This window comes from Gemmatimonadaceae bacterium, assembly GCA_035533015.1.
Lineage (GTDB): Bacteria > Gemmatimonadota > Gemmatimonadetes > Gemmatimonadales > Gemmatimonadaceae > JAGWRI01.
Genome location: DATLUQ010000029.1, coordinates 82,863 through 107,453 on the forward strand (window position 1 = coordinate 82,863; position 24,591 = coordinate 107,453).

Here is a 24,591-nt window from a genome sequence, read left to right on the forward strand (position 1 = left end):
CAGGTCCCCTTTCTTCATGGTCGTCGTCGCCATCGGCGGTGTTGTCGTCGCGCACGCTCGTGTGGCGTGCGCGGCCTTTGGCGGAATCCCGGCGAGATGCGCTCGGCCGCCCAACCGAACCGCCCGAAGCACCGTGCAGCGTTGCTCGCGCTCGCACACCGGAATACTATTCATTGGCTGTTCACTATTTCTTCTTCCCGATGGACTCATGGTCAACAAGATCACGGTGGTCGGCGCAGGCAACGTCGGCGCGACGACCGCTCAACGCGTGGCGGAGAAGCAACTGGCCCGCACGGTAGTCATGGTGGACGTGGCCGAAGGGATTCCGCAGGGGAAGGGCCTCGACCAGTGGGAATCCGCCCCCATCGAAGGGTTCGACACCCGCGTCATCGGCACCAGCGGGTACGAGGAGACCGCGGGGTCCGAACTCGTCATCATCACGGCCGGAATCGCCCGCAAGCCCGGCATGTCGCGCGACGACCTGCTGAACACGAACGCCGGCATCGTGAAGCAGGTGAGCGAGCAGATCAAGAAGAGCTCGCCCAACGCCATCGTCATCGTGGTGTCGAATCCGCTCGACGTGATGTGCTACGTGGCCAAGCAGGTCACGGGGTTTCCGCGCGAGCGCGTGCTCGGCATGGCGGGCGTACTCGATTCGGCGCGCTACCGGGCGTTCCTGGCCGAAGCGCTCGACGTCTCGGTGCGCGATATCCAAGCAATGGTATTGGGCGGTCACGGCGACACCATGGTGCCGCTGATCTCCTATACGACGGTGAGCGGCATCCCGGTCACGCAACTCATCGACCGGAGCAAGCTCGACGCGATCGTGGAGCGCACGCGCGGTGGCGGCGCCGAGATCGTGAAGCACCTCAAGACGGGCTCGGCGTACTACGCGCCGTCGTCCGGCGCCGTCCAGATGGCCGAAGCCATCGTACGCGACCAGAAGCGCATCCTGCCCTGCGCGGCGTGGCTCAACGGCGAATACGGGGAGAAGGGCATCTTCCTGGGAGTGCCGTGCAAGCTCGGGCGCCGCGGGCTGGAGCAGGTGCTCGAGGTCGAACTCACGGCCGAGGAGCGGGCGGCACTCGCAAAGAGCGCCGAGGCGGTGCGCGAACCGATGAAGGCGGTCAAACTCTGAGCGGGACGGCCGATGCGGGAAGGGGGATGAGCGATCCCACTTCCCGCATCCCGCGTTCCGAACCTCTCACCCCGAACGTCCCCACACGATGAGCTGGTTCGTCAACCTGTACCGGTCCACGATCGGAAAGAAGATCATCATGGCGGTCACGGGGCTGATCGGTATCGCCTTCGTGATCGGCCACATGATGGGCAACCTCCAGGTCTTCATCGGCCAGGACAAGTTCGATTCGTACGCCGCATTGCTGCACGGCCCCCTGGCGGAGGTCGTGTGGGTGGTGCGGATCGTGCTCGTCGTGGCGGTGCTGCTCCACATCCTCATGGCGTGGCAGCTCACGCGGCGCGCCAAGGCGGCACGACCCGTGGGGTACCGCAAGCGCGAGCCGCAGGTTTCCACGCTCGCGTCGCGGACCATGCGGTGGGGCGGCGTGCTGCTGTTGGCGTTCATCGTATTCCACATCCTGCATTTCACGGTCGGGGCGATCGATCCGGCCGGCGCATTCCACACCACCGACTCCGCCGGGCGTCACGACATCTACGGCGACGTGGTGGCGAGCTTCCGCATCTGGTGGGTCTCGGGGTTCTACCTGCTGTCGATGGCGTTCCTCGGGCTCCACCTCTTTCACGGCGCCTGGAGCTCGCTGCGCACGCTGGGCGTGGTGCGGCCCTCCGAACATCCGCTGCACCGGCGCATCGCCGCCGTCGTGGCCATCGCCGTCTGGCTTGGCTTCACCCTCGTTCCGCTCGGCGTCCTCGCCGGCATCGTGCACTAGCCATGGAACTCAAGTCGCGCATTCCGCCGGGTCCCATCGACGACAAGTGGGGCACGCACAAGTTCGCCATGAAGCTCGTGAACCCCGCCAACAAGCGGAGGCACACGGTGATCGTGGTGGGGTCGGGGCTGGGCGGCGCGGCGGCCGCCGCGTCGATGAGTGAGCTTGGCTACCTGGTGAAGAATTTCTGTTTCCAGGACTCGCCGCGGCGGGCCCACAGCATCGCCGCCCAGGGCGGCATCAACGCCGCCAAGAACTATCCCAACGACGGGGACAGCATCTGGCGCCTGTTCTATGACACCGTGAAGGGCGGCGATTTCCGCTCGCGCGAAGCCAACGTGTACCGGCTGGCCGAAGTGAGCGTGCAGATCATCGACCAGTGCGTGGCGCAGGGCGTGCCGTTCGCGCGCGAGTACGGCGGGCTGCTCACCAACCGGTCGTTCGGCGGCGCGCAGGTGTCGCGCACCTTCTACGCCCGCGGCCAGACGGGGCAGCAACTGCTGCTCGGGGCCTATCAGGCGCTGGAAAAGGAGATCGCCAAGGGCGGCGTGACGATGTACCCACGCACCGAGATGCTCGACGTCATCGTCGTCGATGGGCGGGCGCGTGGCATCGTGGTGCGCGACCTCGTCACGGGCAGGATCGAGAGCCATCTGGCCGATGCCGTGGTGCTGGGCACGGGCGGCTACGCCAACGTGTTCTTCCTGTCCACCAACGCCAAGGGATCGAACGTGACGGCCGCGTGGCGCGCCTACAAGCGCGGCGCGGCGTTCGCCAACCCGTGCTTCACGCAGATCCACCCGACCTGCATTCCAATGAGCGGCGAGCACCAGTCCAAGCTCACGCTGATGAGCGAGTCGCTACGCAACGACGGCCGGGTGTGGGTACCCAAGAAGGCGGGCGACACGCGGCCGCCGAATCAGATTCCCGAAGCCGATCGCGACTACTATCTCGAGCGGAAGTATCCGAGTTTCGGCAACCTCTCGCCCCGCGACATCGCCTCGCGCGCCGCCAAGGAGGTCTGCGACGAGGGACGGGGCGTGGGCCCCGGTGGACGTGGCGTGTATCTCGACTTCGCCGACGCCATCAAACGGCTCGGCCGGGACACGATCGCCGAGCGATACGGCAATCTGTTCGAGATGTACGAGCGGATCACCGCCGAGAATCCGTACCAGGTTCCCATGCGCATCTACCCGGCGGCGCACTACACCATGGGCGGGCTGTGGGTGGACTACAATCTCATGAGCACGATTCCGGGGCTGCACGTGATCGGCGAGGCGAATTTTTCCGACCACGGGGCCAACCGCCTCGGCGCGAGCGCGCTCATGCAGGGGCTGGCCGACGGCTACTTCGTGATCCCGCTGACTATCGGCGACTACCTGAGCAGCAACAAACTGGAGCCCGTGACGGCCGACCACCCCGACGTGCAGGCCACCGAGGCGGCGGTCGTTGAACGGACCCAACGCCTGCTCTCGATCAAGGGCCAGCGCACGGTCACGTCGTTCCACCGCGAACTGGGCAAGATCATGTGGGAGTTCTGCGGAATGGCGCGCAGCGCCGACGGGCTCAAGCACGCGCTCACCGAGATCCCCAAACTGCGCGAAGAATTCTGGCGCAACGTGACGGTGCCCGGCACCGGCGCCGAGTTGAACCAATCGCTCGAGCACGCCGGACGCGTGGCCGATTTCCTGGAGCTCGGCGAACTGATGTGCCTCGACGCGCTGCACCGCGAAGAGTCGTGCGGCGGCCACTTCCGCGTGGAGCACCAGACCGCCGATGGCGAGGCCAGACGCGACGACGAACACTTCGCCTACGTCGCGGCGTGGGAGTACCAGGGCGACCGCAAGGAGCCCGCGCTGCACAAGGAACCGCTGGAATTCGAGAACGTGCACCTGGCCACACGGAGCTACAAGTGAACCTCACCCTTCACGTGTGGCGGCAGCCGGCCCCGAACGCGGCGGGCCGCTTCGACCGCTACGAGGCGCGCGACGTCAGCCCCGACATGTCGTTTCTGGAAATGCTCGACGTGGTCAACGAGCGGCTGATCGGGGAGGGCAAGGAGCCCATCGCGTTCGACCACGACTGCCGCGAAGGCATCTGCGGCATGTGCGGCATGATGATCAACGGCACCGCCCACGGGCCGATGAAGATGACCACCACCTGCCAGCTGCACATGCGCAGCTTCAACGACGGCGACGAACTGTGGCTCGAGCCGTGGCGGGCCCGCGCGTTCCAGGTGGTGAAGGACCTCGTGGTGGACCGCAGCGCCTTCGACCGGATCATCCAGGCCGGCGGGTTCATCACGGCGCCCACCGGTTCGGCGCCCGAAGCGAACAACCTCGCCGTGCCCAAGCAGAGCGCCGAAGACGCGATGGATGCCGCGGCGTGCATCGGATGCGGCGCGTGCGTCGCGGCCTGTCCCAACGGCTCAGCCTCGCTGTTCACGGCGGCCAAGATCTCGCACCTGGGTCTGTTGCCCCAGGGCCAGGCCGAACGCTACCGGCGGGCGCTCAAGATGGTCGCCCAGATGGATCTCGAGCAGTTCGGCGGCTGCACGCTATTCGGCGAGTGTCAGGAGGCATGCCCCAAGGGCATCAGCATCGACTTCATCGCGTGGATGAACCGCGACTATTTCTCGGCCGTGGTCACGGAGCGCGAGGAGAAGACCATGGGCGGGGCCGGGTAGCCCGCGCCCCGCGTGGGTCAGATCTTTGGCAGGGTCACGCCGCGCTGGCCCTGGTACTTGCCCTTCTTGTCGGCATAGGAGACTTCGGGCGGCTCGTCCCCCTTGAAGAAGAGCACCTGCGCGATGCCCTCGTTGGCGTAGATCTTGGCCGGCAGCGGTGTGGTATTCGAGATCTCGAGCGTCACGAACCCCTCCCACTCGGGCTCGAACGGAGTCACGTTCGTGATGATCCCACAGCGGGCGTAGGTGGACTTGCCGACCGTCACGGTCAGGATGTCGCGCGGAATCCGGAAGTACTCCACGGAGCGGGCCAGCGCGAAGGAGTTGGGGGGCACGATGCAGATGTCCCCTTCGAACTCCACGAAGCTCCGCGGGTCGAAGTTCTTCGGATCGACGATCGAGCTCAGCACGTTGGTGAAGATCCGGAACTCCCGGGCCACCCGCATGTCATAGCCGTAGGAGCTGACGCCGTAGGAGATGACGCCGGCTCGGACCTGGCGGTCCTCGAAAGGCTCGATCATCCCGTGCTCCTTGGCCATCCGGGTGATCCAGCGGTCGGACATGACGCTCATGACGGAGTGTGGGGCGAGGGGAACGGAGGGTGGCGCGGCCAACCGCGCGCCGGAATGTACCCGTCGGCGGGGCAGGCGCCAAGCATGTCGTCAATCGCCGCGCAATCCGGTTGACCCCTGTGCGACGGATGGATAACTTTTCCGCGCTGGAGTTAGTGAAAGTTTTCACGAAGTTCGGAGCGCTATGGATCGCACGTATTTCCCCGTCCTGCTCCTGCTCGGATTCGTCATCGTCAACGCGGTGGCGATGCTCGGGTTATCCGCGCTCACGCTGCGGTCGCGCCCCACGCCGGTGAAGCAAACCGCGTATGAGTCGGGGATCCCGCCGCTCGGCGACGCCCGCGAGCGATTCTCCGTGAAGTTCTACATGGTTGCGGTGCTGTTCATCATCTTCGACATCGAGACCGTGTTCATGATCCCCTGGGGCGCGCACTACCAGCAGCTCTCATGCGCCGTGCCGCTCGTCGGCGGCGCGTGTCCTGCCGGCCAGATCTCGTTCTTCGGTCTCGGGGAAATGCTCGTGTTCGTGGCCATCCTCCTCGTCGGCTTCATCTACGTCTGGAAGAAGGGTGCCCTGCAATGGGACTGACCCCGAGCCCTGAGTCGGCCGTCTCCTACGCCCCGGTCTCGCAGGAAGGCTGGGTGGCGACGAAGCTCGACTTCCTGGTCAACTGGGCTCGCGCCAACTCCCTGTGGCCGATGCCATTCGGCACGGCCTGCTGCGCGATCGAGTTCATGGCCAGCGCGGCCAGTGACTTCGACCTCGCACGATTCGGCATGGAGCGGATGAGCTTCTCCCCGCGGCAGGCCGACGTGCTCATCTGCGCGGGCCGCGTGCCGTTCAAGTTGGCGCCCATTCTGCGCCGCATCTGGCAGCAAATGCCGCAGCCCAAGTGGGCCATCTCGATGGGCGCCTGCGCGTCATCGGGGGGCATGTTCGACAACTACGCGGTGGTGCAGGGCATCGACACGATCATTCCGGTGGACGTCTACGTGCCCGGCTGCCCGCCCCGCCCGGAAGGTCTGATCTACGGCATCATGCTCCTGCAGGAAAAGGTCAAGAAGGAACGCGCCGCCGACAAGACGCTGCGCAACGAGATGGACCCCGACCCCAAGAGCCAGTTGTACATCCCGCCGTCGTTGATCGACCAGATCTCCGAGCCGTTCGGAAACTCGGTGCATCAGACCCGGTCCAGCCTGTGAGCAACGCCTTCCAGCCCGTCGTGGCGGGGAGTGCGTGCGCGACCGACGCGCCTGCGCCGGCCACGCCGCGCAACGTGCCGCTGGCCGGCGGCGACGCCAACCCGTCCGCCGCCGCCCTCCAGCGCCAGTTCGGCGATGCGGTCGCCGGTACATCCGTGGTGCGCGGGGAGACCAACGTGGTCGTCGCCAACGCGAGGCTGCTCGATGTCGTGCGCTGGCTGCACGACGATCCGTCGCAGCGCTACGAGTACCTGTCGGACGTGACGGCCGTGGAGTTCCGCGACCCGGAACAGCCCATCGAGGTCGTCTGGCACCTGCGCTCGTTGGCCTACCGGCAGTTCCTGCGGCTCAAAGTGGAACTGCCTCGCGGCGCCGAGCTGACCGTGCCCAGCATATGGACGGTGTACGCGAGCGCCGATTGGATGGAGCGCGAGTGTTACGACATGTTCGGGATCACCTTCGCAGGGCATCCCGATCTGCGGCGCATCCTCATGTGGGAGGACTACCGCGAGGGGTTCCCGCTGCGCAAGGACTTTCCGCTCCGTGGGCGGTTCAGCCGGTCGGAACAGCTTCGCCAGGCACTGGCCGCCAACCCGGAAGCTCGGTACTCCATGGAAGAGTTGTCGGTGGCCGATGCCTTCGCGGATCTGCCCACCGAGATGCGCCGCCGCCTGCGCGCCGGCGAGAAGGCGGGGGAATAGCGGACATGCCGACGACCAAACGCACGGTGGAAGTCGACCTGTCCACCAGTGGCCTCGACGCACAGGGGCGTCCGGTGCGGGTGCCGCTCGTCACCGACGATCGCGGCAACGTGGTGCCCATGGAAGCGCCCGATGCGCTGGAGCCCGACCTCGCCGGCGAGCACATGCTGATCAACATCGGCCCGCAGCACCCGGCCACGCACGGCGTGCTCCGGCTGGTGCTGGAGCTGGACGGCGAGACGGTGGTGCGATGCGTGCCGCATATCGGCTACCTGCACTGCGGATTCGAGAAGATCGGGGAGTACCGCACGTACAACCAGATCATCCCGTGGACGGACCGCGAGGACTACCTGAACTCGCCGGGCAACAACGTGGCGTTCGCGCTGGGCGCCGAGCGCCTGTTCGGGATCGAGATCACGGAGCGGTGCAAGGTGCTGCGCGTGATCGCCATGGAGCTATCGCGCGTCATGTCGCACCTCGTGTGGTGGGGCACGACCTGTATCGACATCGGCGCGTTCACGCCGTTTCTCTGGCTGTTCGAGGAACGCGAACGCATCTATGAGCTTTTCGATATGTGGATCGGCGCCCGGCTCACGACCTCGCTCACCCGCGTGGGCGGGATGGGGGCCGACATCCCCGACGGATGGATGGACAAGCTCACCGGATTCGTGCGGAGCTTTCCCAAGACCATCGACGAAGCCGAGCGGATGCTCTCCAAGAACGCGGTGTGGGTGGGCCGCACGATTGGGCTCGGCGTGATGTCGGCCGACGAGGCGCTCAACTACGGCCTGTCGGGCCCCATGCTCCGTGCCTCGGGCGTGGCCTACGACGTGCGCCGCGACTTCCCGTATCTGGACTACGAGACGTACGACTTCGACGTCCCTGTGGGCACGAGCGGCGACGTCTACGACCGGTACCTGGTGCGCGTGGAGGAGTTGCGGCAATCCGTGCGGATCCTCGAGCAGGCCATCCGGCGGCTGCCCGACGGGCCCGTGAACGTGGACGACCACCGCGTCGTGCTCCCGCCCAAGCACAAGGCGACCAGCGATATGGAGTCGATGATCCATCACTTCAAGCAGGTGATGGAAGGGCCGCGGCCGCCGATCGGTGAGTGCTACGTCGCGGTGGAGAGCCCCAAGGGTGAGAAGGGCTACTACATGGTCTCCGACGGCACGCCAAAACCGGTGCGGTGGCGCATCCGGCCGCCGTCGTTCGTCAACCTGTCCGCCATTCCCAAGATGGTGGAGGGGCACTTGCTGTCGGACGTCATCGCGATCAATGCGAGCATCGACATCGTCATGGGAGAGATCGACCGGTGAGCACGCGAGAGATGGGCGGCGTGGACGCGCCCGCGGACACATCGCACGGCACGCACGCCGAGTCCTACACGCCGGTGTTCGTGGGTCCGCGGCGCGAGCAGCTCGACGCCGTGCTCACCCGCTATCCGACCAAACGAGCCGGCCTCCTGCCGGCGCTGTGGATGGTGCAGGAAACCCGCGGCTGGATCAGCGAAGAGGGCATGGCCGAGGTGGCCCAGGTCCTGGAACTCACCCCGGCATACGTGAAGGGCGTGGTCACGTTCTACACCATGTACCATCAGCACCCGGTGGGTAAGTACTTCATCCAGGTGTGCACGACCTCGCCGTGCGCCGTGTGCGGCGCCGAGGGCGTGCGCGACGCCTTCCTGCGCCATACCGGCTGTGAGGAGTTGGGCGTCACGTCGGACGACGGAAGATTCACCGTCATCGAGGTCGAGTGCCTCGGCGCGTGCGGGTTCGCCACGCCGGTGATGATCAACGAACGGTTCCTCGAATCAGTGACGCCGGAGAACGTCCCGGACATCCTGGCAGGTCTGGCGTAATGGGATATCCGCACAAGCCCCACGAGCGCGAAGCGGTGGTCCTCTCCAAGTACTTCGGCGATCCCGAAGCGGCCACGCTCGACGGCTGGAAGAAGCGTGGCGGGTACGCGGCGCTCCAGAAGGCGCTCGGCATGTCGCCGCCGGAGATCGTGAGCATCGTCAAGGACTCCGGGCTGCGCGGGCGCGGCGGCGCCGGCTTCCCGACCGGCGTGAAGTGGTCGTTCATGAAGCTCGACGACGGCAAGCCGCACTACCTCTGCTGCAACGCCGACGAGTCCGAGCCGGGGACGTTCAAAGATCGCGAGATCATGCGCTGGACGCCGCACGGCCTGATCGAAGGGTGCGCCATCGGCGCCTACGCGATCGGCGCCGAGACGTGCTACATCTACATCCGTGGCGAGTTCACCGATCCGCTGGAGCGCGTGGAAGCCGCCCTCAAGGAAGCGTACGCCGCCGGCATCCTCGGCGCGAACGCCATGGGCACCGGCAAGACGATCAACATCTACATCCACCGGGGCGCCGGCGCCTACATCTGCGGCGAGGAAACCGCCCTCATGAATTCCATCGAGGGGCGGCGCGGCAACCCGCGCATCAAACCGCCCTTCCCGGCGGTGTCGGGCGTGTTCGGCCAGCCAACCACGATCAACAACGTCGAGACGTTGGCCGCGGTGCCGCACATTCTCAACAACGGCGCCGACTGGTACAAGAAGTTCGGGCGCCCGGACAACCCGAAGAGCCCGGGCACCAAGCTGTTCTCGGTGTGCGGCAACGTGCAGCGCCCCGGCAACTACGAGGTCCCGCTCGGCTTCCCGTTCAAGGACTTCCTGTACGACCTCTGCGGCGGCCCCAAGCCCGGCCGCCGATTCAAGGCCATCATCCCCGGCGGCATCTCGGTGCCCATCCAGACACTGGATGAAGCCGAGGCCAGCTTCATGGATTACGAAGGGTTCGTGGAGCAGGGCACCATGCTCGGCTCGGGCGGCGTGATCGTGATCGACGACGCCCAGAATCTGGTCAAGCAGATCGCGCGCGCGGCTCGGTTCTTTGCCCACGAGAGCTGCGCCCAATGCACCCAGTGCCGCGAGGGCACCTCGTGGACGACGCGCATCCTCGAGCGAATCGTGGCCGGCGACGGATCCAGCGAAGACCTCGACACACTCCTCGAGATCGCGGACAACATGACCGGCAAGACCATCTGCGTGCTCAGCGACTCGTGCGCCGTGCCGGTGGTCTCGGGCATCCACAAGTTCCGCGGCGACTTCGAAGCGCTGATCAAGAAGAAGACGGTCCATATGGTCCCGGCGGTGGCGTAGATGGCCGATGCAAAGTTGATCAACCTGACGATCGAAGGGCGGACGGTGGCGGTGCCGGCGGGCACCTCGATCCTCGAGGCGGCCAAGGCGGCGGGGATCCTCGTGCCCCACTACTGCTACCACCCCGGGCTCCCGGTGGCCGGCGTGTGCCGCATGTGCTTGGTGGAAGTCGAGAAGGCGCCCAAGCTGGCGCCGTCGTGCGCCACCGCGGTGGCCGAGGGGCAGGTCGTGCACGTCCATTCGCCCAAGGCACTCGAGGCGCGCAAGGGAGTGCTCGAGCTCCTGCTCATCAACCATCCGCTCGACTGCCCGATCTGCGATCAGGCAGGCGAATGCGAACTGCAGGACTACACCTACCAGGAAGGGCGAGCCGAGGGCCGGCTGCGCGACGGCAAGCGGTTCAACCCGGTGGAGGACTTCGGCGGCGACGTCATGTACGTCACCAACCGGTGCATCCTCTGCACGCGCTGCGTGCGGTTCATGGACGACGTAGCCCACGACGCCGCGCTCAACGTCAGCGAGCGCGGCGACCGCGCGCTGATCGGCAAGTTCGAGGGGAAGGACCTCACGCACCCGTGGGCCGGCAACGTGATCGACCTCTGCCCGGTGGGCGCCCTTCTCTCCAAGGACTCGCTCAACAAGGTGCGCGCCTGGGAAGTGGATCGCACCGCGTCCATCTGCCCCGGCTGCTCGCAGGGGTGCAACATGATCATCGAGACGCGCGACAACATGGTCGTGCGCCTGCGACCGCGTCCCAACGACGCCGTGAATCAGTACTTCATGTGCGATCAAGGGCGGCTCGACTATCGCTGGATGAACCGGCAGGACCGCGTGGAGCTGCCCATGGTGCGCCAGGGAGCCACGCTGGCCGCGGCTGACTGGGAAGCCGCCGTGTCAGCCGCCGCGTCGGTGCTCAAGGACAAGCGGGCGTACCTACTGGCCTCCCCGGGGCTCCCCAACGAAGCGCTGTTCCTGCTCTCTCGGCTCGTCAAGAAGACCGGCGGGGCGGGGGCGTTCCGTGTGCGTCAGGGCGACGAAGCGCCGCTGCCGGGCGTGCCCGATCTGGCTCGTCGCGCCGATCTCGCCGCCAACGCCCGCGGCGCCGAGATGCTGGGCCTCTCGCGCCGGCCGGCGCCCCTGGCCGATCTGCAGCCCGGCGACGTGCTGATCGTGGCCGATGAAGAACTGGCCGGACTGGACGCGCCTGACGTGGCCAGGGCCGGTGCAATCATCGTCATCGGCACGACGCTCCCTGTGTGGGCGCGTCATGCCGCTTCGGTCGTGCTGCCGATCACCAACATCGCGGAAGAAGAGGGGACGTTCACCAACCTTCGGGGTCGCGTACAGCGGTTCCACCAGGCGAAGTCGGGCCCTGGCTTCTCGCGTCCGAGTTGGCTGGTGGTCGCCGACCTGCTCGCCGCGTTGGGCGAGTCCGCCAACTATCGGCAGGCCCAGGACGTGTTCGCCGCGCTGTCGGCGTCGCACCCGGAATTCGCCGGCATGTCCTACGATTCGCTGGGACTCAAGGGCGCGCTCGTGACGAGCGCCGCTGCAGGGGCGGTGGCATGAACGCCTTCATCCATCCGCTGCTGCAGGTGGCGAGCCCGCAGCTTCCACCGCCGTCGATCACGGTGTACCTCGTGGCCACCGCGATCAAGATCCTGGTCGTCTTCACGGTCTACCTCACGGGCGTGGCGCTGCTCACGCTGGCCGAACGCAAGGTCTCGGCCTGGATCCAGGACCGGCACGGGCCCAATCGCGTGGGACCCGGTGGCCTGCTCCAACCGGCAGCCGACGGGCTCAAGAATTTCATGAAGGAGGAGACGTACCCGGGACAGGCCAACCTGCCGCTGTTCGTGCTCGCGCCCGCAATCGCGTTCATTCCGGCGCTCCTCACGTGGTGCGTGATCCCGTTCGCATCGCCGCTCCCCACGCGGTGGGGGCTGATCGACATGGTCGTTGCCCCGCTGCCGGTGGGCTATCTGTTCATCCTGGCCATCTCGTCGCTCGGCGTGTACGGCATCGTGCTCGCCGGGTGGAGTTCCAACAACAAGTACGCGCTCCTGGGCGGGTTGCGGTCCAGCGCTCAGATGGTGTCATACGAGATCGCGATGGGCATGTCCACGATCCCGGTGCTGCTCCTGTCCGGCAATGTGGCCCTCAACGACATCGTGCTCCAGCAGGCGCGCGGGATGTGGAACGTGCTCGGGCTCACGATCGCGTTCCTGATCTTCCTCGTGGCGGCGTTCGCCGAGACCAACCGCCTGCCGTTCGATCTTCCCGAGGCGGAATCCGAGTTGGTGGCCGGCTATCACTCGGAGTACAGTGCGATGAAGTTCTCGATGTTCTTCATCGCCGAGTACGCGAACATGGTGACGGCCAGCGCGCTGATGGTCACACTGTTCTTCGGCGGGTGGGATATTCCGGGACACTGGGACGTCGCGCCCTGGAGCGCCTGGAAGACCCTGGCCACGGGCGGATTCTTCGTCTTCAAGGTGCTGTTCTTCCTGTTCTTCTACATGTGGATCCGTTGGACGCTGCCGCGGTTCCGCTACGACCAACTGATGGCGCTGGGCTGGAAGCTCATGCTCCCGCTGTCGCTGGGCTACATCGTCGTGATGGCGAGCGCCATCCTCGGGCTCGACGCCTCGGGCGTGGCCCGCGGGTCGTGGGCGTTCGGTCTGTCCCTGCTGGCCCTCAATGTGGTGCTGGTGGTCATCCTGTTCTTCCTGATCGATCGCGGCCGGCTGATCAGTCCGGCCTATTCCAGACTCGAGAAGCGCGACGTCGACAAGCTGCAGGCCGTCGCATCGCGTTCGTCGTTGACGACGGAGGGCCGTAACTGATGGCAATCGGCATCAAGGTCGTCGACCGCCCGATCGAGCAGACGAGCTACATTCGCGCCACGCTCAAAGGCATGGCGCTCACCGCCAAGCACCTGCTCAATCCGCAGAAGGTGACCACGCAGTATCCCGAGCAGAAGAAGTCCCTCTCGCCTCGGTGGCGGGGGACGCATCGGATGCTGACCACCGAGGACGGCAAGGCCAAGTGCGTGGCCTGTGGGCTGTGCCCATCGATCTGTCCGGCCAACTGCATCAAGCTCGTGCCCGGTGAGGATGAGAAGGGCAACCGGTATCCGCTCCTGTTCGAGATCGACGAATTCCGGTGCATCTTCTGCGGGTACTGCCAGGAGGTCTGTCCGGAGGAAGCGATCCACGTCGGGCGGCATTACGAGAACTCGGAATACAGCCGGGAGGGGTTCGTGTACGACCTCGAGCGGCTGACGGCGCAGACGCACCCGGTATGCGAGATGTGGGATCCTGCCGACCCCAAGGGGGAGTGATGCCGGACGCCCCCTCGCTGTTCTACGCGTTTCACTTCTACCTGTTCGGCCTCATCGCGATCGTGTCGGCCGTGGTCTTCGTGACGCGCCGCAGTCCCGTGGCGGCCGCCATGTGGCTGGTGGTCGTGATGTTCTCTCTGGCGGCGCTCTACGTGATGCTGGACGCCCAGTTCATCGGCGTCATCCAGGTGCTGGTCTATGCCGGCGCGATCATGGTGGTGTTCCTGTTCGTGGTCATGCTGCTCAACCTCGGGCAACCATCCCAGACGGCCGACGCCCGCGGATTGGGCTGGAAGCTCGCCGCGGGCGCGATGGGCATTGGGCTCGTCGCCGAACTGTTCACGCTCGTCCACGGCGTATCGGCCGCTCCGTACACGCTCCCCGAGGGCTACGCGGCCACGCAGGTGGCCACCCAAGGCGCCATCGCGCCGTTCGCCGGGGCGCTCTTCCATCAATATCTGCTCCCCTTCGAAATCACGAGCGTGGTGCTCCTTGCCGCCATCGTCGGCGCCGTGGTCCTGGGAATCCGGAGGACCGATGCTCGCTGAGTCGCTGTTCTTCTCCGCTGTGCTGTTCGCGATCGGGGTGGTGGGCGTGCTCACGCGCCGCAACGCCATCATTCTCTTCATGTGCGTGGAACTGATGCTCAACGCCGTGAACCTGACGTTCATCGCGTTCGCGCGCGAGTACGGCGCCGGCGGACAGGTCTTCGTCTTCCTCGTCATGACCGTCGCAGCCGCCGAAGCCGCCGTGGGCCTCGCGATCATCATCGCGCTCTTCCGTCACCGGCACACGGTCGACCTTCAGAACATCAACCTGCTGAAGGGCTGATGCTCCTTCAAACCGCCGTCTCCCCGGGCGCCCATCCGCTGGCCGGCACCATCGCCGCCTGGATGTGGGCCATCCCGCTCCTGCCGCTCCTGGGATTCCTGATCAACGGAGCGCTGTCGCTGTTCGCCGTGGCGCGATGCGGGCCGGCCGATCCGAGCGCCGCGTCGCACGACACGCACGGCGACGCCGGGGCCGACGCCCATCCCGCCGTCCACGACGAGCACGCGGCCACGCGTCATCGCTTCGCCGCCATCACGAGCGTCGTGGGGCCGGGCGTGCTGGTGGCCGCCTTCCTGCTCGCCTTCTCGATCTTCCTCACGATGCGCGCCGTACCCGACATGACGGCGCCCTTCGTGCAACGCTACTTCTCGTGGATGCCGGTGGGTGACCTGTCCATCGACGCGGCGTTCCGCCTCGACCAGCTCTCGATGGTGATGGTGCTCGTCGTGACTGGCGTCGGGATGCTCATCCATCTGTTCAGCGTCGGCTACATGCGCGAAGACCCGGGGTATCCGCGGTACTTCGCGTATCTGAACCTGTTCGTCTTCTTCATGCTCGTACTGGTCCTCGGCGCCAACTACCCGATCCTGTTCATCGGCTGGGAGGGCGTGGGCCTCTGCTCATATCTGCTCATCGGATTCTGGTTCAGCGAGAAGGCCAACGCCGATGCCGGCAAGAAGGCGTTCATCGTCAACCGCATCGGGGACTTCGGATTCCTCATCGCGATGTTCCTGCTGTTCGCGAACTTCAAGACGCTGGACTTCAGCCAGTTGCAGGCCCAGTCGGGGCAGATCGTCTTCGGGGGCGCGCTGATCACGGCCATCTGCCTGTTCTTCTTCCTCGGCTGCGCGGGGAAGAGCGCCCAGATTCCGCTCTACATCTGGCTCCCCGACGCGATGGCCGGCCCCACCCCCGTGTCGGCCCTGATCCACGCCGCCACCATGGTGACGGCGGGCGTGTACCTGATCGCGCGCAGCAATTTCCTGTTCGCCGCGGCGCCCGTGGCCGGGCTCACCGTGATCGCCGTGGGCGCGGTCACCGCGCTGTTCGCCGCCACCATCGGCCTCAAGCAGTGGGACATCAAGAAGGTGCTCGCCTACTCCACCGTCTCGCAGCTCGGCTACATGTTCGTGGCCGTCGGGGCGGGGGCGTACGTGGCTGGCATTTTCCACCTGATGACGCACGCCTTCTTCAAGGCGTTGCTCTTCCTTGGTGCCGGCTCGGTCATCCACGTCATGCACGAGGCGTACCACCACACGCACAACCACGACGACGCCCAGGACATGCGCAACATGGGTGGCCTCAAGCAGTACATGAAGGTCACCTGGATCCTGATGTGGATCGCCACCCTCGCCATCTCGGGTATTCCCCCGTTCTCCGGCTTCTTCTCCAAGGACGAAATCCTGGGCACCGTGTTCGCCCGCGCCCAGGGAAGTACGCTCGCCCAGGCCAGCTGGCTGGGCGTGCCCGGCACGGCGGTGCTCTACGGCGCGTATGCCCTCGGACTCGCCGCGGCCCTGCTCACCGCCATCTACATGACTCGCCTCATGCTCTACACCTTCCACGGCCCCAACCGGACCGGGGAGAAGGAGCGCGCGCACCTGCACGAAGCCCCGTGGATCATGACCGGGCCGCTCGTCGTGCTCGGCATCCTCGCCGCAGTGGGCGGCTGGTTCAATCTGCCGGAGATCATCACCCGCGCGATTCCGCTGGGGCCCTCCGGCCTGCTGGAACACTGGCTCGACCCCGTGGTCGGGGCCGGCACTGCCCGGGTGATCGGCACCGGCGCCCAAACGGCCCCGAGTACCGAAGGAATGCTCATCGCGGTGGCGGTCGCCATCGCCATCGCGGGCATCGCCACCGCCGTGGTCGTGCTCAAACCGGCGGCACTCGTTCCCAAGTCGCAGGCCAAGCCCGAGGAAGGATTCGACCTCGTGCTCGCCAACAAGTATTACGTCGATGAGATCTACGATGCGACGGTAGTCGAGCCCGTCTACGCGGTCTCGCGCAATGTGCTCTGGCGCGGAATCGACGTTGGGCTGATCGACGGACTCTTCGTGAACGGCAGTGCCTGGGCGGCCCGCTTCGCCGGCTGGGTCGGATCACAGCTCCAATCGGGGCAGCTCGGCACGTACGCGTGGGTGCTCGTGCTGGGCGTGCTGCTCGTGCTCGGCGCCTTACGCCACTCGGTGCTGCCATGAACGAGTTCCTGACCTCCATCGGCTACATGCACTGGGTGCTCCCGGTGTTGCTGGTCGTGCCGACGCTGGGCGCGATCGCGATCTGGCTGCAGGGTCTCCCCGGCGGCGCCCCCGGCGACGACGACGTGGTCTCGGGCACGGCCACGACGCCGCGCATGATCGCCCTCGTCACGTTCGTCATCGAATTCGTGATCTCGCTCGGTCTCTGGTGGTCATTCGTTCCCGCGGCCGTGGGGTGGCAGGCCCTATACAGCATTCCGTGGATTCCGTCGTGGGGCATTCGCTTCACCGTGGGGATCGACGGGATCTCGCTGATGATGATCCTCCTCACCACGTCCATGATGGTGCTGGCCGTGTTGGGCAGCTGGACCAGTATTCGCAAACGCGCCCATTCGTACTACGCCTTGCTGCTCATCCTCACGGCGGGCATGCTCGGCGTGTTCATGGCGCTCGATCTGTTCCTGTTCTACGTGATGTGGGAAGTGATGCTCGTGCCGATGTACTTCATCATCGGCGTGTGGGGCGGGGACCGTCGCCTCTACGCGAGCCTCAAGTTCTTCCTCTACACGATGGTCGGCTCGCTGCTCATGCTGGTCGCCATCATCTACCTCGGACTGGCCGCCAAGTCGCGCCTCACCGGCATCCCGAACTTCGGCTACGACGCGGTCCTCGCTACGGCCACGTTCTCACCGACCGTCGGGCTGTGGCTGTTCGGCGCCTTCTTCCTGGCCTTCGCCGTGAAGGTGCCGATGTTCCCGTTCCACACATGGTTGCCCGATGCGCACGTCGAGGCGCCGACGGCGGGGTCAGTCGTCCTGGCCAGCATCATGCTCAAGCTGGGAACGTTCGGATTTCTGCGCCTCGCCGTGCCCCTCTTTGCCGGCGCGGCCACCAACCCGACGGTGCGGGGCATCGTCCTCACGCTGGCCGTGGTCGGCATCGTCTACGGCGCCCTCGTATCGCTGGTGCAGCCCGACTTCAAGAAGCTCGTAGCCTATTCGTCGGTCAGCCACCTTGGGTTCGTGATGCTCGGCATCTTCGCGCTCACCGTGCAGAGCGTGCAGGGCGCGCTCATGGTGATGATCAACCACGGCATCTCCACCGGCGCGCTGTTCTTCCTGATCGGCATGATCTATGAGCGGCGCCACACGCGCCTCATCGAAGACTACGGCGGGCTCGCGCGCGTCGTCCCGATGTTCGCGACGGCGCTGACCCTCGTCGCCCTCAGCAGTATCGGCGTGCCCGGCACCAACGGCTTCGTCGGCGAGTTCCTGGTACTGATCGGCGCTTTCCGCAACTACCCCGGGTTCGCCTTCATCGCCACCACCGCCGTCATCTTCTCGGCCGCGTACCTGCTGTGGGCCATCCAGCGCATCCTGTTCAATCGGTTGGATAAGCCGGCCAACGCCCACATTCCGGACCTCAACCGCCGTGAAATCGCCCTGCTCGTGCCCCTGCTCGCCGCCATCGTCTGGCTCGGCATCTACCCCCAGCCCGTTCTCCGGCGCATGGAACCTACGGTGGAGCGGTTCGTGCAGACCGTGCAGACGCGGGCCATGATGAGTGACGATACGGGAGGGATCAGGTGATGCCTCCGTTCGATCTCTCCGTCCCGTCGCAGCTGATGGCGGCCCTCGGCCCCGACCTCGTGCTGATGGGGGGCGCCATGCTGCTCCTCCTCTGGGCCGCGTGGCGGCCGGCATCGGTGGCCCACCAGCGCAGCGTGGGAGTCGCCAGCCTCGCGCTCACCGTAATCACCGGCGCCTACGTGGTGTGGAGTCTGTACCAGCAGCGCACGGCGACCGCTGGGCCGATCGCCGTGGACAACTTCCGCTGGATGGCCGACCTCGTCATCCTGCTCGGCACCGTATTCGCCATCGCGCTCACGATTGACGACAACGACCGGATGGGGCTCACGGTAGCCGAGTCGCACGTGCTCATCCTCCTCGCCTCCGCGGGGATGATGCTGCTGGCCGCCGCCCAGGATCTGATGATCGTGTTTCTCGGCATCGAGTTGATGTCGTTGTCGGTGTACGCATTGGCGGGCATCAACCGGCGCAGCGCGCGCGGAGCGGAAGGCGCGCTCAAGTACTTCCTGCTGGGCGCCTTCGCCACGGCCTTCCTGCTCTACGGCATGGCGCTCGTGTACGGCGCCACCGGAGCGACCAACCTGATCGACATCGCCGACCGCGTGAATACGCTCGGCCTCGCGCACAGTCCGCTGCTCATCATGGGCATCGGTCTCATGCTCATCGGGTTCGGCTTCAAGGTAGCAGCGGTTCCGTTCCACATGTGGGCGCCCGACGTGTACGATGGTGCGCCCTCCCCGATCACGGCCTACATGGCCGCGACGGTCAAGGCGGCGGCGTTCGCCGCGCTGCTGCGCGTCTGGACGGAGGCGTTCCCAACCGTCTACCACGCCTGGCATCCGGCCGTGGCCGGGCTGGCCATCGCCACAATGGTCGGGGGCAACGCCATCGGGCTCGCCCAACGCAACATCAAGCGCATGCTCGCGTACTCCAGCATCGCGCACGCCGGATTCCTGCTCGTCGCGCTCGCCGCCGGCACCACGCAGGCCACCGGCGCCGTGCTGTTCTACCTCCTGGCGTATACGCTCGCCACGTTCGGCGCGTTCGCGGTCATCATCGTGATGTCGCGACCGGGCGACCGGCCGGTGATGGTCGACGACTTCGCCGGGCTCTGGTCCGTGCGGCCATGGCTGGCCCTGGGCACGGGGGTCCTGATGCTGTCCCTGCTCGGCTTCCCGATCTTCGGTGGCGCCGGATTCTTTGCCAAGTGGTACGTGCTGCAGGCCGCCCTCCAGGCCCCCGTTCCGCAGACCATGCTCGCCGTGGTCCTCGTGCTTACCACCGTGGTGTCGGCAGGCTATTACCTCTCCGTGGTAATGGTGATGTTCATGAAGCCGCGTCCCGACGACGCGGCCGTCCCAGGCCCCATCGCTGCGCTCACCCGGGCCGTGGTCGTGGTGACCGTGCTCGCGATCCTGGTGCTCGGCGTCGTACCCGACAACTTCGCCGGGTTCGCCCAGGCGGGCGCGATCGCGCCACCACCGGTCAACGTGGCGGGGAGCACGCCGTCTCCCGTCGCCCGCTAACCCGGCGGCGGCCACGAGGAGGAGGGACGGGGCCTGCGACGGCCCCGTCCGCATTTCGAGGACTACGATGACCGTTGAATCAGGAATCTTTCGCGAATACGACATTCGAGGCGTGGTAGGCAAGGACCTCACCACCGAGGCGGCTCGCGCCGTCGGCGCCGCCTATGCCCGCTATCTCGCCGAGCGTGGGAGCGCCGGGCCCCTCGTCGTCGGGCGCGACAACCGGCCCAGCGGCGGTGCCCTTCGCGATGCCCTGGTGGAGGGACTCACCGCGCGCGGCGTGAACGTGGTTGACATCGGCGTTGTGCCCACGCCGCTCATGTACTGGAGTCTCAACCACCTTGATGTCGCCGGCGGTATCCAGATCACCGGCTCGCATAATCCACCCGAATTCAACGGCTTCAAGATCTGCCGCGGCACGACCTCCGTGTACGGGGCGGAAATCCAGGAGTTGTACCGCCTGACGCAGCAACCCGGTGGGCCCACCGGAGCGGGCACGGTGCGCACCGAACAGGTGATCGACCGCTACGTGGACGACATCGTCGCGCGCATCGGACCTCTGGCGCGCAAGGTGAAGGTGATCTATGACTGCGGCAACGGGGCAGGGGCGCTGGTCGCGCCGCGCCTCTTCGCACGATTGGGCGTGGACGGCCGCGGCCTGTTCTGCGAGAGCGACGGCACGTTTCCCAATCATCACCCCGACCCGACCGTTCCGGCGAACCTCAGCGCGCTGATCGCTGCAGTGCGCGCGGAGGGCGCCGAGTTGGGCATCGCCTTCGATGGCGACGCTGATCGCATCGGCGTGGTCGATCAGGATGGAGAGATCATCTGGGGTGACCGGCTCCTGATCGTCTACGCGCGTGACGTGCTCCGCCGCACCGGCCGGGGGCAGTCCATCATCTTCGACGTGAAGTGCTCGCAGGCCCTCCCCGACGCCATCCGTGCCGCGGGGGGCGAGCCCGTGATGTGGAAGACCGGGCATTCGCTGATCAAGGAGAAGATGAAGGCACTGCACGCGCCGCTGGCCGGCGAGATGTCGGGGCACATGTTCTTCACCGAAGGGTTCTACGGTCACGACGACGCGCTGTACGGAGCGGGCCGCCTGCTGCGCATCGTGGCCGATGCCGGCCGCACCGTGCGTGAACTGCTCGCCGACGTGCCCGCCTCCTTTGCCACGCCCGAGATCCGCATCGATTGTCCCGACAATCTCAAGTTCGACGTCGTGGCCCGGGCCGTCGCGCATTTCCGCGCCACCCGCGACGTGATCGACGTGGACGGTGTGCGCGTGCTATTCGGCGACGGCTGGGGCCTGATCCGCGCGTCGAACACGCAACCCGTGATCGTGGCCCGGTTCGAAGCACGCACGCCGGAACGGCTGGACGCCATCCGCGCCGAGATGGAAGGCTGGCTGCGCGCGCAGGGCGTGCGGGTGTGACGTGACGTCGCGGCGGTGGCTCGCTTTCGCCCTGATCGCGAGCGGCATCACGCTGCTCGCCGCGCGGGAAGCCTCGCAGTTCTACGCCGGCTATCGCTGGTACCAGGCGCTCGGCGCGCTTTCGGTCTGGCGGGCCCGGCTCATCGCACTCATCGTGCTGCGCGCCGCAGGCGGACTCGCCGTCGGACTCTTCGCCTTCGCCAACTTCTACGCCGTGCGACGGTCGGTCGTGTCGCTGGTGCTCCCGCGCCGGGTCGGCAACCTCGATATCGGCGAAGAGGTGTCCAGCCGAATGCTCACCGGCATGACGGTACTCGTCGCGCTCATCGTGACCCTGCCGCTGGCCCTCGCCCTTCAGGACTGGACCGGCCTGCTGCTGGCCAACGCCGGACGCCCATTCGGCGAGAGTGATCCCTACTTCAACGCCGACCTCGGCTTCTTCACCTACCGGTTGCCGTTCGAACAATCGCTGTTCATCTGGGCCACGGCCTGCGTGCTCTGCGTGTTGGCGGTCGTGGTGTTCCTGTACATCCTCACGCCGGGCCTGCGACTGGAGCGCGGCCGCCTGCACATCTCCGAATACGTGCGGCGCCACCTGGCTGTGCTCGCCGGCGTGTTGATGCTCCTGCTCGCCTGGCACTTCCGCCTCGAAATGTACGGCCTGCTGCTCCAAGGCTCGGGGCCGGACGGGACGTTCACGGCGCTCGACCACCACGTCGGCATTCCCGGCGAGTTGGTGCTCGCCATGGTGACGCTGGCCGCGGGATTCGTCGTCATCTGGGCCGGTTGGACCGGGCAGCGACGACTCATGTTCACCGCTGTGGCCGGCGTGCTCGCCACCGGCGTCGTCACGCGTGACATCGCACCACTCATCGGCAGCCGATTTCCCGATGAGCCCGACCCGGTGCTCCGGGAGCGGCCGTACGAGGCCACGCGCGCCGGGTACACCCGTCGCGCGTACGGCGTGGACCGCGTCGTGATCGGCGATTCGGCCGACGCCTATGCCACGCTCGCCGCGGCGGCCATCGGGGTGCCGGCCTGGGACGCCCTCCCGCTGGCTCGCGCTGTCGAGGCCGAATCGCGCCTCGGCCGCGGCGCACGTGTCGGGTGGCGCGGCGGCCCCGACGGCATCATCGGCGTCGTCACCTCACCGGAGCCGCCCCCTGATCCGGGGGAGGCAGCCCCCGTGGGCATCGCCGTGCGCACGGTCGCGTCGGCCGCCGACGACCGTGGCAATCCCGCGCGCGTGCCGGAGCCGGGGAGCGAGGACGACGCGATCGTCCTCGCCCCGTCGATCGTCCTCGATTCCACCTCCGGATACGTGGTCGTGTCGGACTCGGCGCGCCACGTGAAGGGCGTGCCGCTCACCTCGCCCATCGAGCGGCTTGCCGAAGCCGTGAGCGTGCGCAATCCGCGCCTCTGGGTGCAGGAACTGCCGGAGCCGGGCCCGGTGCTCGTCACGCTGCGCGACGTGCGCGACCGCGTCGCAGCCTTGGCGCCCTTCTTCGTGCAGGCCAGCCGCGTGGAGCCGCTCCTGCTCGGCGACTCGCTATACTGGGTGATCGACCTCTATTCGGCCTCGTCCGCGTACCCGTTGAGCCAGCGGCTCGTCATCGACGGCGCCGTACGGAGCTACTTCCAACACGCGGCGACCGCGCTCGTACTCTCGCAGACCGGCGAGGTGTGGATCCTGCCCGACCCCGTGCTCGATCCTATCGCGGCCACGTGGGCCGGCGAATTCCCCCGGTTATTCGTGGACCGTGCGTCCCTGCCGGCGGCCGTGCTGGCCGCGCTGCCCCCGGCCGCCGACGCCGCACGCACGCAGGCGCTCGCCTTCGGACGGTTCGGCCCGCGCGCGAACGTGGGACGGCCCATCCATCTGCCCGTGGTCGACGGCGCCGATAGCAGCCTTGCCGCACAGTGGCCGGTGTTCGCGCTTCCCGGTGGGGGCCCGACGGCCATCGAGATTCCGATGCTCGATCAGGGCGAGCGCGTGCGCGGTGTGCTGGTGAGCGAAGGAGGGCCCGACCACCGCACGGTGTGGCTGCCAGCCGCCGGCGCCAGCGGCCCCCTCTGGCACAACGTGCTCGACCGCCTGGCGGCCGCTGACAGCGCAGCCCGCGCCCCGAACGTCAGCGCCGTGCACGGCGTCGTGCGGGCGTTCATGCTCGGCGACCACCTGGCGTACATGCAGCCCGTGTACCAATGGACCCCGGGCGCGGTGCCGCGCCTCCTGCACGTGGTCTACCTCGTGGGCGACTCGGTGCGCGTCGCGCCGACCCTTCGGCAGGCGAGTGGCGTCGTGATTCCTCCGCGAGGCGCGTCGCCGGGGTCGCCGGTGGAAACGCGCCGCCTCACGGCCCGGCTCTATCAGGACATGCGCGACGCCCTGCGGCGCGGCGACTGGCTGGCGTTCGGCCGCGCGTTCGACGCCCTGGGACGGCTGCTCGGCGTGCGAGCGCCATGACCGCCGGCCGCGCGGTGCAGACCGCCATCGTTGCCATTGGCGGCAACGCGCTCGCCCCCCAGGGCGAGCGGTGCACCATCTACGACCAGTTCCGCCACACTCGCGAGAGCCTGGCGCCGATCGTCGATCTCATTCTCGCGGGATGGAACGTCTGCATCGTGCACGGCAACGGGCCGCAGGTGGGCGACGAGTTGGTGCGCAACGAGCTGGCCCGCCGCGACGCCAGCCCGCTGCCACTCGGCGTGCTCGTGGCCGAAACCGCAGGCTGGATCGGCTACATGATCCAGCAGTCGCTCGACAATGCGCTGCGCCGGGCCGGGCACCCGCGGGACGTGGTCACGCTGATCACGCAGGTGCACGTGGACCCGCACGACCCGGCGCTGCAGATGCCGACGAAATTCATCGGCCACGCCCTGACGCCGGAGCGGGCGCGACAGGTGGAGGCCGAAGGCTACGCCGTACGCCCCGACGGGCGCGGACGGCTGCGACGCGTCGTGGGAAGCCCGACGCCGCTTGCGGTACATGAGGCGCGTGTAGTCCAGCGTCTCCTCGAGTCGGGCACCGTGGTAATCGCCTGTGGGGGCGGAGGGGCGCCCATTTACGAGGATTCGTCGCTAGGTTGGGAGGGGGTCGACGCCGTGGTGGACAAGGACCTGGCGGCGGCCGTGCTCGCGCGCGACCTCGGCGCCGAGATGCTGCTGATTCTCACCGATGTGGACGCGGTATACGCCGAGTGGGGCACGCCCCAGCAGCGAGCGCTGCCGCGGCTCACAGTGGAAGAAGCGGTTCGCATGGATGGCGCGGGCGCATTCGGCGAGGGCAGCATGGCGCCGAAAATCCGTGCCGCAGTGGACTTCGTGCGCCGCACCGGCGGCCGTGCGATCATCACAGAGCTGAGCCGGGGCCGCGAAGCGGTCCGTGGCGAGGCCGGAACGACCATCACACCGGAGTAG

22 protein-coding genes are annotated in these 24,591 nt (G+C 67.1%); 21 read left to right on the forward strand and 1 reads right to left on the reverse strand.

Going from position 1 to position 24,591, the window contains the following annotated elements; translation table 11 throughout:
• Positions 1-208: 208 nt before the first annotated feature.
• From mdh to VNF92_06185, 4 genes are all read left to right on the forward strand, one after another.
• A complete protein-coding gene (mdh, locus tag VNF92_06170) occupies positions 209-1,138 on the forward strand; it encodes a malate dehydrogenase (GenBank protein ID HVA57457.1) in 930 nt (309 codons plus the stop codon).
• An 88-nt stretch (positions 1,139-1,226) separates the two neighbouring features.
• Positions 1,227-1,910: a succinate dehydrogenase cytochrome b subunit gene (locus VNF92_06175; protein ID HVA57458.1), complete on the forward strand. Its 684-nt coding sequence runs from the start codon at positions 1,227-1,229 to the stop codon at positions 1,908-1,910.
• A 2-nt stretch (positions 1,911-1,912) separates the two neighbouring features.
• On the forward strand, positions 1,913-3,826 hold the full coding sequence (locus tag VNF92_06180) for a fumarate reductase/succinate dehydrogenase flavoprotein subunit (protein ID HVA57459.1): 1,914 nt from the start codon (positions 1,913-1,915) through the stop codon (positions 3,824-3,826).
• Positions 3,823-4,596 carry a succinate dehydrogenase/fumarate reductase iron-sulfur subunit gene (locus VNF92_06185; GenBank protein HVA57460.1) on the forward strand — a complete coding sequence of 258 codons (774 nt, stop codon included), beginning with the start codon at positions 3,823-3,825 and terminating at the stop codon, positions 4,594-4,596. Before VNF92_06180 ends, VNF92_06185 begins: the two co-directional genes overlap by 4 nt.
• 17 nt (positions 4,597-4,613) lie before the next feature.
• On the opposite strand, the gene dcd is transcribed toward VNF92_06185, so the two are convergent.
• Positions 4,614-5,168 carry a dCTP deaminase gene (gene dcd / locus VNF92_06190; protein HVA57461.1) on the reverse strand — a complete coding sequence of 185 codons (555 nt, stop codon included), beginning with the start codon at positions 5,166-5,168 and terminating at the stop codon, positions 4,614-4,616.
• 184 nt (positions 5,169-5,352) lie between these two features.
• Here dcd and ndhC point away from each other — a divergent pair, with 184 nt between their 5' ends.
• The 17 genes from ndhC (at position 5,353) to VNF92_06275 (ending at position 24,591) form a co-directional block, all read left to right on the forward strand.
• On the forward strand, positions 5,353-5,757 hold the full coding sequence (gene ndhC, locus VNF92_06195; protein HVA57462.1) for an NADH-quinone oxidoreductase subunit A: 405 nt from the start codon (positions 5,353-5,355) through the stop codon (positions 5,755-5,757).
• The gene (gene nuoB, locus VNF92_06200; GenBank protein HVA57463.1) at positions 5,748-6,371 is read left to right on the forward strand and encodes an NADH-quinone oxidoreductase subunit NuoB; all 624 of its coding nucleotides are present in this window, start codon (positions 5,748-5,750) and stop codon (positions 6,369-6,371) included. The genes ndhC and nuoB overlap by 10 nt, the downstream gene beginning before the upstream one ends.
• A complete protein-coding gene (locus tag VNF92_06205; protein ID HVA57464.1) occupies positions 6,368-7,072 on the forward strand; it encodes an NADH-quinone oxidoreductase subunit C in 705 nt (234 codons plus the stop codon). Before nuoB ends, VNF92_06205 begins: the two co-directional genes overlap by 4 nt.
• Before the next feature lie 5 nt (positions 7,073-7,077).
• Positions 7,078-8,391 (forward strand): NADH dehydrogenase (quinone) subunit D, encoded by a 1,314-nt coding sequence (nuoD, locus tag VNF92_06210; protein ID HVA57465.1) that lies wholly within the window; start codon positions 7,078-7,080, stop codon positions 8,389-8,391.
• Positions 8,388-8,933 carry an NAD(P)H-dependent oxidoreductase subunit E gene (locus VNF92_06215; protein ID HVA57466.1) on the forward strand — a complete coding sequence of 182 codons (546 nt, stop codon included), beginning with the start codon at positions 8,388-8,390 and terminating at the stop codon, positions 8,931-8,933. The genes nuoD and VNF92_06215 overlap by 4 nt, the downstream gene beginning before the upstream one ends.
• Complete coding sequence (gene nuoF / locus VNF92_06220) at positions 8,933-10,246, forward strand: NADH-quinone oxidoreductase subunit NuoF (protein ID HVA57467.1); 1,314 nt, start codon at positions 8,933-8,935, stop codon at positions 10,244-10,246. Before VNF92_06215 ends, nuoF begins: the two co-directional genes overlap by 1 nt.
• Positions 10,247-11,815: a 2Fe-2S iron-sulfur cluster-binding protein gene (locus VNF92_06225; protein ID HVA57468.1), complete on the forward strand. Its 1,569-nt coding sequence runs from the start codon at positions 10,247-10,249 to the stop codon at positions 11,813-11,815.
• On the forward strand, positions 11,812-13,092 hold the full coding sequence (nuoH, locus tag VNF92_06230) for an NADH-quinone oxidoreductase subunit NuoH (GenBank protein ID HVA57469.1): 1,281 nt from the start codon (positions 11,812-11,814) through the stop codon (positions 13,090-13,092). The genes VNF92_06225 and nuoH overlap by 4 nt, the downstream gene beginning before the upstream one ends.
• Positions 13,092-13,589, forward strand: a complete 498-nt coding sequence (locus tag VNF92_06235) for an NADH-quinone oxidoreductase subunit I (protein ID HVA57470.1) — start codon at positions 13,092-13,094, stop codon at positions 13,587-13,589. The genes nuoH and VNF92_06235 overlap by 1 nt, the downstream gene beginning before the upstream one ends.
• Entirely contained in the window at positions 13,589-14,137 is a 549-nt protein-coding gene (locus VNF92_06240; GenBank protein ID HVA57471.1) for an NADH-quinone oxidoreductase subunit J, read from the forward strand. Before VNF92_06235 ends, VNF92_06240 begins: the two co-directional genes overlap by 1 nt.
• Positions 14,127-14,420 carry an NADH-quinone oxidoreductase subunit NuoK gene (gene nuoK / locus VNF92_06245; protein HVA57472.1) on the forward strand — a complete coding sequence of 98 codons (294 nt, stop codon included), beginning with the start codon at positions 14,127-14,129 and terminating at the stop codon, positions 14,418-14,420. Before VNF92_06240 ends, nuoK begins: the two co-directional genes overlap by 11 nt.
• Positions 14,420-16,621, forward strand: coding sequence for an NADH-quinone oxidoreductase subunit L (gene nuoL / locus VNF92_06250; protein ID HVA57473.1), 2,202 nt, complete (start codon positions 14,420-14,422; stop codon positions 16,619-16,621). Before nuoK ends, nuoL begins: the two co-directional genes overlap by 1 nt.
• Complete coding sequence (locus tag VNF92_06255; GenBank protein HVA57474.1) at positions 16,618-18,210, forward strand: NADH-quinone oxidoreductase subunit M; 1,593 nt, start codon at positions 16,618-16,620, stop codon at positions 18,208-18,210. Before nuoL ends, VNF92_06255 begins: the two co-directional genes overlap by 4 nt.
• On the forward strand, positions 18,210-19,736 hold the full coding sequence (locus tag VNF92_06260; GenBank protein ID HVA57475.1) for an NADH-quinone oxidoreductase subunit N: 1,527 nt from the start codon (positions 18,210-18,212) through the stop codon (positions 19,734-19,736). Before VNF92_06255 ends, VNF92_06260 begins: the two co-directional genes overlap by 1 nt.
• A 67-nt stretch (positions 19,737-19,803) precedes the next feature.
• Entirely contained in the window at positions 19,804-21,171 is a 1,368-nt protein-coding gene (locus tag VNF92_06265; protein HVA57476.1) for a phosphomannomutase/phosphoglucomutase, read from the forward strand.
• 1 nt (position 21,172) lies between these two features.
• Positions 21,173-23,638, forward strand: coding sequence for a UPF0182 family protein (locus VNF92_06270; GenBank protein HVA57477.1), 2,466 nt, complete (start codon positions 21,173-21,175; stop codon positions 23,636-23,638).
• Positions 23,635-24,591, forward strand: coding sequence for a carbamate kinase (locus tag VNF92_06275; protein HVA57478.1), 957 nt, complete (start codon positions 23,635-23,637; stop codon positions 24,589-24,591). Before VNF92_06270 ends, VNF92_06275 begins: the two co-directional genes overlap by 4 nt.